The sequence below is a fragment of the Methanobrevibacter arboriphilus genome (assembly GCF_019669925.1).
In the GTDB taxonomy this organism is placed as follows: domain Archaea; phylum Methanobacteriota; class Methanobacteria; order Methanobacteriales; family Methanobacteriaceae; genus Methanobinarius; species Methanobinarius arboriphilus_A.
Window position 1 is genome coordinate 1,948,281 of record NZ_AP019779.1, and the last position, 15,380, is coordinate 1,963,660.

The window sequence follows — 15,380 nt, forward strand, 5'->3', positions numbered from 1 at the left end:
TTAATTAATCTTTCATATTAATATTGTATAATATTTTATATTTTAATATTCTAATATAATTCAATATAATTAATTATATTTTAATATATTCTAATATTAACTTAATATATTTAATAATACTTTAATATACTTTAATATAGACTTTATTTTGGAGGAAGTCCATGAAAAATAATACATGGGGATTGGTAGACGCATTTTTTGATAAATATGATTTAGTTGATCATCACATTAAATCATATAATGACTTTGTAAATAACCGTATACAAAATATAATTGATATAACTGAGCCTATTACTCTTGAACAAGGAGAGTATACACTTAAGACTGGTAAAATTGAGATTCAAAAACCATTCACTAAGGAAGCTGATGGTTCTAAGAGTTTAATTTATCCTACTGAAGCAAGGCTTAGAAATTTAACTTATTCTGCACATATGTATTTAGAGATGGCATTGGATCATGGAGAAGAGGAAAATCCACTTGAAAAAGTTTATATTGGAGAACTTCCTTTAATGTTGAAATCTGATGTTTGTCATTTAAATGGCCTTGATAAAGATGAACTTTTAGCTAAAGGTGAAGATCCACAAGATCCTGGTGGATATTTCATTGTTAATGGTTCTGAAAGAGCTGTTGTTACTATGGAAGAAATAGCTCCAAATAAGATAATATTAGAACGTCTTGGTGAAATTGAAGATAGACGTGCTAAAGCTATTGTTACTTCTATTAAAAGTGGTTTTAGAGCAAGGATTTCTCTTGAATATAGAAAACCAAGAAAAAGCGGAGTATTTTTAAGAATATCCTTCCCTTATGTTCCTGGTGAAATTCCTCTTGTAATATTGCTTAGAGCATTGGGTCTTTCTACTGATGAAGAAATTATCACCGCTATTTCAGATGATTTTAATTTTCAAATGGTTGTAGCTGATGATATACAAGTTTCAGAAGCAGCATTAAAACTTGATTCAAAAGAAATGGAAGGTCTAGATAAGGAAGAGAGAGAAGAATATCTTCAAAAGGCAGCAGTTAAATATATTGGTAATCGTGTTGCAAAAGGTATGACTGAAGAATATCGTATTAAACGTGCTGAAGATGTTATTGACAGGTATTTACTTCCACACATGGGTGTAGAAGGAGATAGAAGAGGAGATAAAGCTATCTATCTTGCTGAAATGTGTGAAATGTTACTTCAGGTAATATATGAAATGAGAGAACCTCATGATAAGGATCATTATACTAATAAAAGACTTCGTGTTTCTGGTGATTTGATGGAAGATTTATTCCGTGTTGCATTTACAAGTCTTACAAGAGATATGAGTTATCAGCTTGAAAGAAGTATTTCTCGTGGTAAAGAACCTTCAATTAGACAAGCTGTAAGATCTGATGTTTTGACTGAAAATATTAAACATGCTATTGCTACTGGTAATTGGGTTGGTGGAAGAGCTGGTGTAAGTCAGTTACTTGATAGAACCAGTTACATGGGAACACTTTCACATCTTAGAAGAGTTGTTTCTCCATTAAGTAGAAGTCAGCCTCATTTTGAAGCTAGGGATTTACATCCAACTCAATTTGGTAAGATTTGCCCTAATGAAACTCCTGAAGGTCCTAATTGTGGGTTAGTAAAAAATTTAGCTTTGATGTGTAAAATTTCTGAAGGTTCAGATCCTGAAGATATTAAAACAGCAATTAGAGAAATGGGCATTTTGGAGTAAAATTTAAAATTATAAAATAAAATTATAAAATAAATCATTATAATTATTATTAACTATTCATAATTAATTATTATAATTAATATTATAATTAATCATTAAACATTAATTATTTACTATTAATTATTCACTATTAATTATTCATGATGTAAATGTTACTTAATTTTTTTATTGGAGGAGTTAGGTGAATAAAGCTAAGATTTATATAAATGGGGAATTAATCGGAAACTGTGAAGATCCTGAAAATTTCGTTACTGAGATGAGAGAAAAAAGAAGATCAGGTGAAGTTTCTGATGAAATGAATATTACTTACTATGATGAAACTGATGAAATATATATATTCAATGATCCTGGAAGAGCTAGAAGACCTTTAATTTTGGTTAAAAACGGCGTTCCTTTGCTTAAAGATGAACATATTGAAAAAATAGCCGATGGTGAGCTTAAATGGGATGATATTATAAATATGGGGGTTATTGAATATCTTGATGCTGAAGAAGAAGAGAATTCATATATTGCTATGGGATTAAATTATTTGAATGAAGATCATACTCATTTAGAAATTGATCCATCTACTATGTTGGGTATTTGTGCAGGAATTATTCCATTTTCTGATCATAATTCCTCTCCAAGGAATACTATGGAAGCAGGTATGACAAAACAAGCATTGGGACTTTATGTTTCTAACTATGGATTACGTACTGATACAAGGGCTCATCTTTTACATCATCCTCAAACACCTTTAGTTAAAACACGTATTATTGATGCTACTAATTATGATAAAAGACCTTCTGGACAGAATTTTGTTGTAGCGGTAATGTCTTTTGAAGGTTATAATATGGAGGATTCATTGATTTTAAATAAGTCTTCTTTAGAAAGAGGAATGTCTAGATCTTCATTCTTTAGATCTTATGAAGCTTCTGAAAGAAGATATCCTGGTGGACAAGAAGATAAGTTTGAAGTTCCTGAAAAAGGGGTAAGAGGTTATCGTTCTGAAGAAGCTTATCGTCACTTAGATGATGATGGTATTGTTAATCCAGAGTCTTATGTTGAATCTGGTGATGTTTTAATTGGAAAAACTTCTCCTCCAAGATTTTTAGAAGAAATTGATGAGTTTGGAACCGTAGCTGAAAGAAGAAGAGAAACTTCTGTTACTGTAAGACATGGTGAAAAAGGTATAGTTGATGCAGTTTTACTTACAGAAACTGTAGAAGGAAGTAAGTTAGCAAAAATAAGAGTTAGAGATACTAGACAACCTGAATTTGGAGATAAATTTGCTTCAAGACACGGTCAAAAAGGTGTTGTTGGTCTTATATTATCTCAAGAAGATGTTCCATTTACAGAAGAGGGTGTTGTTCCAGATTTAATAGTTAATCCTCATGCTATTCCTTCAAGAATGTCTGTTGGTCAGGTAATAGAGATGGTTGCTGGTAAAGCTGGTTGTATGGAAGGGCAGCGAATTGATGGAACTCCATTTAATGAAGATTTAGAGGCAGAACTTAAAGAATCTTTAAAAGCAAATGGTTTTGAATCAGCTGGTTGTGAATCTCTTTATAATGGTATGACTGGGGAAAGAATTGAAGCTGAAATATTTGTTGGAGTAGCTTTCTATCAGAAACTTCATCACATGACTACTGATAAAGTCTATGCTCGTTCAAGAGGACCAGTCCAAGTTCTTACACGTCAACCTACTGAAGGTAGGGCTCGTGAAGGTGGTTTAAGATTTGGAGAAATGGAAAGAGATTGTTTAATTGCTCATGGAGCAGCTTTAGCACTTAAAGAAAGACTTTTAGATGAGTCTGACAAATATGAAGCTATTATTTGTGGCGATTGTGGTATGATTTCAGTTTATGATAAAATTAGAGATAAAAAGTACTGTCCTATTTGTGGTGATGTTGATTCATACCCTGTTGAAATTTCTTATGCATTTAAACTTCTCTTAGACGAGCTTAAAAGTTTATGTATATTCCCTAAATTAGTTTTAGAGGATAAAGCTTAATTATAACATTATTATAAAGTTTATATAATTTTGTTAAATTTATATAATTTTGTTATTATTTATTATATTATTAGAATTTTATTATATTATTAGAATTATGATGAATATGAAAATTATGAATATTATTATAATTAATTAGGAATTATTAAGGAGCCAATATTTTGAAAGGAATAATAAAACAGATTTCTCAAATTAACTTTGGGCTTATGTCTCCAGATGATATTAGAAAAATGTCTGTTACTAGGATTGAAACTCCAGATACCTATGATGAAGATGGATATCCTATTGAAAATGGATTAATGGATCCTCATTTAGGAGTTATTGACCCAAGTTTAAGATGTCGTGCTTGTGGTGCTAAAGGAGGAGAATGTCAGGGACATTTTGGTAGTATAGATTTAGCAAGACCTGTAATTCATGTAGGTTTTGGTGATACTATTCATAAAATCTTAAGGTCTACATGTAACTCTTGTGGTCGTATACTTTTAACAGATACTGAAATTGAGGACTATAGAGCAAAAATTGATGCTTTGAAGGAAAATGATGAAAGTATTAATGACATTATTAAAGAGATTTATGTTACAGCTAGAAGAGATAAATGTCCTCATTGTGATGAAGAACAAGAAGATATTAAAATTGATAAGCCAATTTCAATAATTGAAGGAGACTATAAGTTAACTCCTAGTGAAGTAAGGGAAAAATTGGAAAAAATTACTGATTCTGATGCTTATATTTTAGGGGTTAATCCAGAAGTTGCTAGGCCAGAATGGATGGTTTTGACTGTTTTACCTGTTCCTCCAGTTACTGTAAGACCTTCTATTACTTTAGAAACTGGAGAACGTTCTGAAGATGATTTGACTCATAAACTTGTTGATATTCTAAGAATTAATCAAAGATTAGTTGAAAATATGGAAGCTGGAGCTCCTCAGCTAATTGTAGAAGATCTTTGGGAATTATTACAATATCATGTTACTACTTATTTTGATAATGAGGCATCTGGTGTTCCTCCAGCTAGACATAGGTCTGGAAGACCACTTAAAACATTAGCTCAGAGACTTAAAGGGAAAGAAGGTAGATTTAGAAGTAATCTTTCAGGTAAAAGGGTTAATTTTTCTGCACGTACTGTAATTTCTCCAGACCCTAATATTAGTATTAATGAGGTTGGTGTTCCTGAGATGATAGCTACGGAAGTTACGGTTCCTGTTCATGTTAATGATTGGAATATTGAACAAATGAAAGAACATATTAATAATGGTCCTAAGGTTCATCCAGGTGCTAATTATGTTATTAGACTTGATGGTAGAAAAATAAGAGTTTTGGATGAAACAAAAGAAGCAATACTTGAAATGTTAGAACCTGGTTTTATTGTAGAACGTCATTTAAAAGATGGGGATATTGTATTATTCAACCGTCAACCTTCTCTTCATAGAATGTCTATGATGGCTCATGAAGTTAAAGTTCTACCATATAAAACATTTAGACTTAATTTATGTGTATGTCCTCCATACAATGCAGATTTTGATGGAGACGAAATGAATATGCATGTTTTCCAGACTGACGAATCAAGAGCTGAAGCTAAATCTCTTATGAGAGTTCAAGAACATATATTATCTCCTAGGTTTGGTGGACCAATTATTGGAGCTATTCACGATCATATTTCTGGAGCATATTTACTTACAAGGACTGGTTCAAATTTCACTGAAGAACAAGCTTTCCAAATTATTAGAAAAGCTAAACTTCCAATTCCTAAAAGGAAACATCGTGACTGGACTGGAAAAGAAATATTTAGTTTATTACTTCCAGAAAATCTTAATATGCAGTATAAAGCAGAAATTTGTAAAAAATGTGACGAATGTATGCTAAAAGAATGTGAATATGATGCTTATGTTGTTATTGAAGATGGAGAACTTGTTTCTGGTGCTATGGATGAGAAAGCTTATGGTTCTTTCTCTGGTAAAATATTAGATACTATAATGAAGGAATATGGTTCTAATGAAGCAAGGAAATTCCTTGATGCATCTACAGATCTTGCTATTTCTGGTATTATGAAAGTAGGTATTACTACAAGTACTAATGATGAGGAAATCCCAGAAGAAGCTAAAGAAAGAATTGAAGCTCATCTTTATAGTGCTGAAGAAAGGGTAGATAAATTAGTAGAAGCTTATGAAAATGATGAACTTGAAGCATTACCTGGAAGAAGCTTAGAAGAAACTCTTGAAATGAAAATCATGCAGGTTCTTGGTGAAGCAAGGGATAAGTCTGGTGAAATCGCTGAAAGTTACTTTGGAATGGATAATCATTCTGTTATAATGGCTACTACTGGTGCTAGAGCTTCCATGCTTAACTTAACTCAGATAACTGCTTGTGTTGGTCAGCAATCTGTTCGTGGGGGCCGTATTGATAGAGGTTATATTGAAAGGACTTTACCTCACTTTAGAAAGAATGAACTTGGTGCAAAGGCAAGAGGATTTGTTCATTCAAGTTATAAGGAAGGGCTTGATCCAATTGAATTTTTCTTCCATGCAATGGGGGGAAGAGAAGGGTTAGTTGATACTGCTATTCGTACTGCACAAAGTGGATATATGCAAAGAAGACTTGTTAATGCTCTTCAAGATCTTAATGTAAGAGAAAGCGGTTTAGTTACTGATAATAGGGGAATGGTTATTCAAACAATGTTTGGTGAAGATGGTGTAGATCCTGCTAAAAGTGATTATGGTAAAGCTGCAGACTTAGATAAAATCATTGATGAAATGAGGGTTAAATAGATTAGCTATTATTTTATGAGTATTGATTAGGTGATTTTTGTGGAAGAAATGGGAATTGACAAAAAAATAATTGAAAAAGTAGAGAAGGTAGCTAAAAAGAAAAAAGCAGACTTTCCAGAAAGTTATATTCATGATATTGCAGAAGCTTATGTTAGAAGAGAACTTACTGATACTGAACTTGAAAAATTAATAATTAAAGTTAGAAAAGCTTATGATCGAGCTAAAGTTGAAGCTGGGGAAGCAGTTGGTACAGTTGCTGCTCAATCTGTTGGTGAACCAGGTACTCAGATGACTATGCGTACTTTTCACTATGCAGGGGTAGCTGAGCTAAACGTTACATTAGGTCTTCCAAGACTTATTGAAATTGTTGATGCAAGAAAAAAGATTTCAACTCCAACCATGGCTATTTATTTTGATGAAGACTATAGGGATGATGAGGAGTTTGTTAAGAAGTTAGCTAACCGTATTGGTAAAAGTACTTTAAATGATATCTTGAGAGATTTTTATATTAATTATGCTGAAATGAAAGTTGAAGCAATACTTGATGAAGAAAAAATTGAAGATAAAAGACTTGATATTGAAGAGATTTTAGCTAACATTGAGAAAGCATTTAAAAAATCAAATATAAAAGAAAATGTCATTGTTTTTGAACCTGCAAAACAATCTATAAGAGAACTTAGACTTCTTGCAGATAAAGTTCGTGACTTACAGATAAGTGGTATTAAGAATATTGGAAAAGTCATTATAAGAAGAGAGGATGAATGGATCATCCATACCGAAGGTTCAAATCTTGGTGATATTTTAAAAATTGATGGTGTAGATGGAGTTAGAACCACCACAAATGATATTCATGAAATTGAAACTGTTTTAGGTATTGAAGCTGCTCGTAATTCTATTATTAATGAAGCTCTTCGTACTCTTGAAGAACAGGGTCTTAGTGTTGATGTTAGACACATTATGTTAGTAGCTGATATGATGACTTCTGAAGGAACAGTTCGTTCTATTGGTCGTCATGGTATTAGTGGTGAGAAATCTAGTGTTCTTGCTCGTGCAGCATTCGAAGAAACTGGTAAACATCTTCTCCGTGCAAGTATACGTGGAGAAGTTGATAAATTAACTGGAATTATCGAAAACATTATCATAGGACAACCTATACCCCTCGGTACTGGCTCAGTCGGTGTCGTCATGAAACCAAATAAATCTAAGAAATAATGAAGGAGGCAGATGATGGACGTAGATAGAGGAATTAGAGTAGCAGTTGACACAGGTGATGTCACTTTAGGCTCTGAAAAATCAATTCAATCTTTGAAATTAGGTAAAGGACAATTAGTAGTTGTTGCTCAAAATAGTCCTAATGAAATTTTAGAAGATGTAGAATATTATTCAAAACTTTCAGAAATCCCAGTTCACACTTTCGAAGGAACTAGTGTTGAATTAGGTTCTGTTTGCGGTAAACCTTTTACTGTGGCTACATTAGTCATAAACGATCCAGGAGATTCTACTATATTAGAAATAATATCTAAGTAGGGGTAGATTTTTGTGTCTATTAAATTTAACGCAAATGAAATAAGATACATAGCTCTATTTGAGAGTATGACTGGAGCAATGGTTAAAGATTGTATTATTGATGAAGATAATGGCAAAGTTACTTTTGTTGTTAAAAATGGTGATATGGGTTTAGCTATTGGTAAAGGTGGAAGTACTGTTACTAAAGTTCAAAAGGCTGTTGATAAGGGTGTTGAAATAATTGAACATTCTGAAGACATGACTGAATTTATAAAGAATATAATGGCTCCTGCTGAACTTAAATCTATTAAAGTACTTCAAAAAGAAAATAAGGAAAAAGTAGCTACAGTAGTTGCTGATTCTACAAATAAGAGAATTGCCATTGGTAAAAATGGTCATAATATTGAAAGAGCTAAGTTGTTAGCTAAAAGACAGCACAATATTAGCAGCATCATTTTAAAATGATGCTTTCAATATTATTTTTATTATAATCATTTTTATAAAATTATTTTAATATTTAAAATAGATAACGATTATTTATAAAAGAATTATAAAAGACTAATAGAAAATAGGTTATTTATAAAGAACTATTTATAAGAAATAGACAATTTATAAAAAACATATTATTTATAAAAAATATGTATTTATAAAAATATAGTATTTATAAAAAATTTACTTTTTGTAAAGAATACTTCTTGTAAAGAATTATATTTATTGTTATATTTAATAAATTGACAAATTATTGATAAAACTAATTATTGATAAAATTAATTATTTATAAAATTATCAATAAATTCTAAGATAATTCACAAGATTTATAAAGGTTATAATTAATATATTTTTATAATAGATATGGTTAAAATATATAGTAATAAGTTAAATTTTTTCCATCTTAATATATCTTAAAAGACTAAAAAAATTTAGACTATAGCTATTGTGTGCCAAATTGCTATAGATCATACTTAATTACATATTAATTAAAAAAATCCGTTTAGGATTAACTGTATAACCTATTATATAGATAAATGTCATTGATATTTGATATACTTTAAGATTGAAATCTTATTTTTAAATTCAATGTTTTTTAGACTGTAAGCTACTCATAGCTAATGTCATCGTTATTTATCTATTTTATATCTATTATATAGGATTAAATTTAATATATTATAATATAAATTCTATTAAATTGATTAATATTAGATTAATTAATACTAATTTAATTAATAATGAATTAATTAATACTAAATTAATTGATACTAAATTAAATAATGTTAAATTATAGTAATATTATTTTAAGAATGTTAATTTAATGTATAATACTAATTTAATATGTAATACTGATTTAATAATATTTAATGATACTAATTTAATTGTTAGATAGTTTAAATTACTAAAATTAATAAATTAAAATTTAAAGAGGAATTATTTATGCCAGGACTTTTTGCTGCAAAAAAGCTTAAAAAGAATAGACAAAATTTCAAGTGGAAAGATGTGGACTACAAAAGGAAAGCTTTACGTTTAGACGTAAAAGCAGACCCTCTTGAAGGAGCACCTCAAGCTAGAGGAATTGTTATTGAAAAAGTAGGAATTGAGGCTAAACAGCCTAACTCTGCTATAAGAAAATGTGTTCGTGTTCAATTAATCAAAAATGGTAAACAATTAACTGCATTTGCTCCAGGTGATGGTGCTATTGGATTTATTGATGAGCATGATGAAGTTATGATTGAAGGAATTGGTGGACCTTCTGGAAGATCTATGGGTGATATTCCAGGTGTTCGTTGGAAAGTAAGTAAAGTTAACAATGTTTCTTTAGAACAGATGGTTATTGGTAAAATAGAAAAACCAGTAAGATAATTATAACTACAACTCAAATTTATAAAGAGGTAATTTGATGAGTCAAGTTTTTGAAAAATGGGACCTAAAAGAAATTAAAATTGAAGATTTAGGTTTAATTAACTATATATGCTTAGATGAAACTTTAGTTCCTCACACATTAGGTAGACATGTTAGAAGACAGTTTGCAAAGTCTAAAGTTTCAATCGTTGAAAGATTAATGAATAAAATAATGAGAACTGAAAGAAATTCTGGGAAGAAGAATAAGGCTTATAATATTGTTAAGGAATCTTTTGAAATTATAAACAAAAGAACTAAACAAAATCCTATTCAAGTTCTTGTTAAAGCTGTAGAAAATACTTCTCCTCGTGAAGAAACTACAAGAATTAAATATGGTGGTATTGGTTATCAAGTAGCTGTTGATATAGCACCACAAAGAAGAGTAGATCTTTCTTTAGGTTTTTTGACTAGAGGAACTTTACAGTCTGCTTTTAAAAATAAAAGATCAGTAGCTGAATGTTTAGCTGACGAGTTGATTCTTGCTTCTGAACATGATACCAGAAGTTTTGCTATTGGTAAAAAAGAAGAGAAAGAAAGAGTAGCTAGAGCTGCACATTAATTAGAATATTGATTATTTAAATATGTATTTAATGAGATACATGTTAATTATAGGTGATTTTTGTGAGTAGACGTAGTAAAATGATTGAAAAGATTAAGGAATTAATGTATCAACCTAAATTTATTAGAAATATTGGGATTGTGGCTCACATTGACCATGGTAAGACTACCTTATCTGATAACTTACTTGCAGGTGCTGGTATGATTTCTGAAGAGCTAGCTGGTGATGCAAGAAGTCTTGATTTTGATGAACAGGAGTCAGCAAGAGGTATTACTATTGATGCTGCAAGTGTTTCTATGGTTCATAAGTTTGATGATAATGATTATTTAATCAACTTAATTGATACTCCAGGGCATGTTGATTTTGGTGGAGATGTTACACGTGCAATGAGAGCTGTAGATGGTGCAGTTGTTGTTGTTTGTGCAGTTGAAGGTATCATGCCTCAAACTGAAACTGTTTTTAGACAAGCTCTAAAAGAAAATGTTAGGCCAGTTTTATTTATTAACAAAGTTGATAGATTAATAAATGAGCTAAAACTTGAACCTGAAGAGCTTCAAAACAGATTCCTTAAAATAATTGCTGAAGCAAATAAACTTATCAAAGGAATGGCTCCAGAAGATAAAAAAGATGAATGGAAAGTTGATGTTACTGATGGTAGTGTTGCTTTTGGTTCTGCTTATCATAACTGGGCAATAAATATTCCTATTATGCAAAAATCTGGTATAAACTTTAAAGATATTATTGACTACTGTGATAATGAAAATCAAAAAGAGTTAGCACAGAAAGTACCAATCACTGAAGTTTTACTTGGTATGGTTGTTGAACATTTACCAAGTCCTTTAGTTTCACAAGCTTACAGGGTTCCAACTATTTGGGATGGGGATATTGAAACTGAAGAAGGTCAAGCGATGATTCACACTGATTCTGAAGGTCCTTTGGCTGTTATGGTAACAAATGTTAGTATTGATAAGCATGCTGGTGAAATTGCAACTGGAAGAGTTTATGGTGGAACTATTGAAAAAGGTAGTGAAGTCTTTTTAGTAGGTTCTCATGCTAAAGCAAGAGCTCAACAGGTTGGAGTATTCTTTGGTGCAGAAAGAGTTAACACTGATAAGGTTCCTGCAGGTAATATTGTTGCAATAACTGGTGCTAAGGGAGCTATTGCTGGTGAAACTATCTGTGATTCTAGCAAAAAGATAAAAGAGTTTGAAGGCATAGAACATATATCTGAACCTGTTGTTACTGTAGCTGTTGAAGCTAAAAATACTAAAGATCTTCCTAAATTGATTGAAGTTTTAAGGCAAGTTTCTAAAGAAGATCCTACTGTTCGTGTAGATATTAATGAGGAGACTGGTCAACATTTAATCTCTGGTATGGGTGAACTTCACTTAGAAATTATCACATATAGGATCAATGAAAAAGGTGTTGAAATTGAAACTTCTGAGCCAATTGTTGTTTACAGAGAAACTGTAGCTGGAAAAATCGAAAATCCAGTTGAAGGTAAGTCTCCTAACAAGCATAATAGGTTTTATATCACAGTCGAACCATTGGATCAGTCTTTATATGATGCAATTGATGAAGGAACTATTAAAGAAGGTAGAGTTAAAGGTAAAGAGATGGCTACAACCTTCATTGAAAGTGGTTTAGAAAAAGAAGAAGCTCGTAAAGTTTGGGATGTTTATAATAAAAGTATATTCATTAATGCAACTCGTGGTATCCAATATTTGGATGAAGTTAGAGAGCTTTTAATTGAAGGATTTGAATCAGCTTTAGATGCAGGACCAATATCCAATGAAATAGCTATGGGATTAAAATTTAAGCTTGTAGATGCTAAACTTCACGAAGATGCAGTTCACAGAGGACCTGCTCAAGTTCTTCCATCTATAAGAAAAGCTATTTTCGCTGCAATTATGATGGCTCAACCTACATTACTTGAACCAATTCAAAAAGTATTTATCAATACTCCTCAAGACTATATGGGCAATGCTACCCGTGAAATTCAAAATAGAAGGGGTCAAATTGTTGATATGGGACAAGAGGGTGATATGGCATCGATTGAATCTAAGGTTCCTGTTGCTGAAATGTTTGGTTTTGCAGGAGATATTAGGTCTGCTACTGAAGGTAGATGTTTATGGTCTACTGAGAATGCAGGTTTTGAAAGATTACCAAATGAATTGCAAAAGCAGATTATTAGAGAAATAAGAGAAAGAAAAGGATTATCTCCTGAACCTTATGGTCCTGAACATTATATTGGGTAATGTTTAGATAAATTAATAAGATAATCTTCAAATTTTTATTTCTTTATTTTTTTATTAATAAAGTATTATAAAATAGAGTATTATAGTATAAATTATATTATAAAATAAAACATTTTAAACTATTATAAATATTAATAAAATATTTATTTAAAATATTTATTTATGATCTATTATATGGCAATATAATGGGTAAGTTTTTATATAGGAAAGTTCAAATTTAATTAAGTTAAAGCATTAACTTAATTTAACTACTAAAATTACTAATGAAATGTTTATATTAAATATTAAAAAACTTAAAAATGTTAATAATAAATTGATTATTTAGAAATGAGGTTTTTATTATGGCAAAAGAAAAAGAACATATAAATTTAGCATTTATTGGACACGTTGACCACGGAAAATCCACTCTCGTAGGACACGTTTTATTAAAATCCGGGGCAATCGCTGAACAACAATTAGATGAAGGTGAAAATAAATTCAGGTTTATTATGGATAAACTTGGAGAAGAAAGAGAGAGAGGGGTTACAATCGATTTAGCTCATGCAAAATTCGAAACTCCTAAATACGAATATACAATTGTGGACTGTCCAGGACACAGAGATTTCGTTAAAAACATGATTACTGGTGCTTCCCAAGCAGATGCTGCAGTATTAGTAGTAGATGCTGTGGATGGTGTCCAACCACAAACAAAAGAGCATGTTTATTTAGCTATGACATTAGGTATCAGACAATTGATTATAGCAGTTAATAAAATGGATCTTGTTAATTATGCTGAAGATAAATTCAACAAAGTTAAAGATGAAATTTCAACTTTAATTGCTTCTATTGGATACAAACCATCTGAAGTTCCTTTCATCCCTATTTCTGCATTTGAAGGAGATAATATTTCTGAACCTAGTTCTAACACTCCTTGGTACAAAGGCAAAGCTTTAATTCCTGCTTTTGAAGATTTCAAAGCACCTGAAAAACCAACTAACTTACCGTTAAGAGTACCTATTCAAGATGTTTACTCTATCACTGGGGTTGGAACTGTACCTGTTGGAAGAGTAGAAACTGGTATAATGAAAAAAGGAGAAGATGTAATATTTGAACCTGCTGGAGCTTCTGGAGAAGTTAAGTCTATTGAAATGCATCACGAAATGTTTGACCAAGCTGAACCTGGTGACAATGTTGGATTTAATGTTAGAGGTGTAGGTAAAAATGATATTAGAAGAGGAGATGTTGCTGGACACACTAACGATGCACCTACTGTAGCTAAAGAATTTGATGCTCAAATCGTTGTTTTACAACACCCTGGTGTTATCACTGTAGGATACACTCCTGTATTCCACTGTCACACTTCTCAAGTTGCATGTACTTTCTTAGAATTGTCTAAAAAATTAGATCCTAAGACTGGTCAAGTAGCAGAAGAAAACCCTGACTTCCTTAAAACTGGTGATGCAGCTATTGTAAAAGTTAAACCAACAAAACCTATGGTTATTGAAAACATTAAAGATATCCCTCATATGGGTAGATTCGCTATTAGAGATATGGGTCAAACCGTAGCTGCTGGTATGTGTATCGGTATTGAACCTGCTAAATAATTATAATAATTTTAGCTATTATTTTAATAGCTATTAATTATTCATTTTTATGGATTAATACCTTTTTATTTTTTTTGGAGGGTGAAAATGCATCAAGCAAGAATTAAACTTACTGGAACTGACCCAAATAAACTCAACTTTGTCTGTGATCAACTTAAGAAGATTGCTGAACGAACTGGTGTAGATCTTTCAGGTCCAATTCCATTACCAACTAAAAAGTTAGTAGTTCCAACTAGAAAGTCTCCTGATGGAGAAGGAAAAGCTACTTGGGAAAAATGGGAATTGAGAATTCACAAAAGATTAGTTGGAATTGGAGCAGATGAAAGAGCAATGAGACAAGTTATGAAAGTCAATGTTCCAGACAATGTAAGTATTGAAATAGAGCTTAAAAGTTAATTTTAACTAAACAGTTAATCTTAAACTTTTAATTTTTATTAGATTTTATTTTAGCTATATTTATAGCTATATTTTAATTTTATTAAAATTCATTGTTTTAATTTTACAATTAGATAACTTTATCTTTCTGTAACTTTATTTATTATGGATTATTTTTTGTATTTGCCGAGATAGCCTAGCCAGGTAAGGCGCAGGACTTGAGATCCTGTGGAGATTTTCTCCGCCTGGGTTCAAATCCCAGTCTCGGCGTATTTTTTTATTATTCTTCTTATTCTTATTTTTTTATTATTTTTAATTTTATTTTTTAGATTAGTAATATTTTTTATTCTTTAGCTTTATATTTTTAGTTAATTTTTCACTTTATTTTAATTTTATTTTAATTTCATTTTAAACTTATTTTAAACTTATTTTAAATTTACTTTAAATTTATTTTAATTTTTTTCTTATCTTAAAAAATTTCTATCTTTAGATTATTATCTAGTTATATTTATTTTATTAGTTTTTTAGTAAATCTTAAATAGTTTTAATTAAAAATATTAGGATATAATTGTATTATTTTAATTATAAGAATTATAAAATTCATTAGTTAAAATAATTTAATAAAGATATAAATCAATAATAAAAATTAATCAAGACAATGTTTAGAAAAATAATATTTAGAAAGATAATATTTAGATATTTAATGATTTTTACTAAAAAATATCTTTTATTATCATGTTTCATAAAT

At 30.5% G+C, this 15,380-nt stretch carries 11 protein-coding genes and 1 tRNA gene; all 12 read left to right on the forward strand.

The genetic code is table 11. The features are described 5' to 3' along the window. Positions 1 to 161: 161 nt before the first annotated feature. A complete protein-coding gene (locus MarbSA_RS08545) occupies positions 162 to 1,703 on the forward strand; it encodes a DNA-directed RNA polymerase subunit B'' (RefSeq protein ID WP_042703262.1) in 1,542 nt (513 codons plus the stop codon). Positions 1,704 to 1,884: 181 nt separating this feature from the next. Continuing rightward, positions 1,885 to 3,696 carry a DNA-directed RNA polymerase subunit B gene (gene rpoB, locus MarbSA_RS08550; RefSeq protein ID WP_042703263.1) on the forward strand — a complete coding sequence of 604 codons (1,812 nt, stop codon included), beginning with the start codon at positions 1,885 to 1,887 and terminating at the stop codon, positions 3,694 to 3,696. 161 nt (positions 3,697 to 3,857) lie between these two features. Continuing rightward, the gene (locus tag MarbSA_RS08555) at positions 3,858 to 6,458 is read left to right on the forward strand and encodes a DNA-directed RNA polymerase subunit A' (protein WP_221061412.1); all 2,601 of its coding nucleotides are present in this window, start codon (positions 3,858 to 3,860) and stop codon (positions 6,456 to 6,458) included. A gap of 48 nt (positions 6,459 to 6,506) precedes the next feature. Further along, positions 6,507 to 7,670, forward strand: coding sequence for a DNA-directed RNA polymerase subunit A'' (gene rpoA2 / locus MarbSA_RS08560; RefSeq protein WP_221062081.1), 1,164 nt, complete (start codon positions 6,507 to 6,509; stop codon positions 7,668 to 7,670). 12 nt (positions 7,671 to 7,682) lie between these two features. Next, positions 7,683 to 7,985 (forward strand): 50S ribosomal protein L30e, encoded by a 303-nt coding sequence (locus MarbSA_RS08565; RefSeq protein ID WP_197016898.1) that lies wholly within the window; start codon positions 7,683 to 7,685, stop codon positions 7,983 to 7,985. A gap of 12 nt (positions 7,986 to 7,997) precedes the next feature. Beyond that, positions 7,998 to 8,429, forward strand: a complete 432-nt coding sequence (locus MarbSA_RS08570) for a NusA-like transcription termination signal-binding factor (protein ID WP_042703268.1) — start codon at positions 7,998 to 8,000, stop codon at positions 8,427 to 8,429. Between the two features lie 963 nt (positions 8,430 to 9,392). Then, the gene (locus MarbSA_RS08575) at positions 9,393 to 9,818 is read left to right on the forward strand and encodes a 30S ribosomal protein S12 (RefSeq protein WP_042703270.1); all 426 of its coding nucleotides are present in this window, start codon (positions 9,393 to 9,395) and stop codon (positions 9,816 to 9,818) included. 37 nt (positions 9,819 to 9,855) lie between these two features. After that, entirely contained in the window at positions 9,856 to 10,416 is a 561-nt protein-coding gene (locus MarbSA_RS08580) for a 30S ribosomal protein S7 (protein ID WP_042703272.1), read from the forward strand. A 62-nt stretch (positions 10,417 to 10,478) separates the two neighbouring features. Next, positions 10,479 to 12,674 carry an elongation factor EF-2 gene (locus MarbSA_RS08585; RefSeq protein ID WP_221061413.1) on the forward strand — a complete coding sequence of 732 codons (2,196 nt, stop codon included), beginning with the start codon at positions 10,479 to 10,481 and terminating at the stop codon, positions 12,672 to 12,674. A gap of 341 nt (positions 12,675 to 13,015) precedes the next feature. Continuing rightward, positions 13,016 to 14,257 (forward strand): translation elongation factor EF-1 subunit alpha, encoded by a 1,242-nt coding sequence (gene tuf / locus MarbSA_RS08590; protein WP_042703275.1) that lies wholly within the window; start codon positions 13,016 to 13,018, stop codon positions 14,255 to 14,257. An 87-nt stretch (positions 14,258 to 14,344) separates the two neighbouring features. Beyond that, a complete protein-coding gene (gene rpsJ / locus MarbSA_RS08595) occupies positions 14,345 to 14,653 on the forward strand; it encodes a 30S ribosomal protein S10 (protein ID WP_042703277.1) in 309 nt (102 codons plus the stop codon). 164 nt (positions 14,654 to 14,817) lie between these two features. Continuing rightward, a tRNA-Ser gene (locus tag MarbSA_RS08600) sits at positions 14,818 to 14,902 on the forward strand. The last annotated feature ends 478 nt before the right edge of the window (positions 14,903 to 15,380 follow it).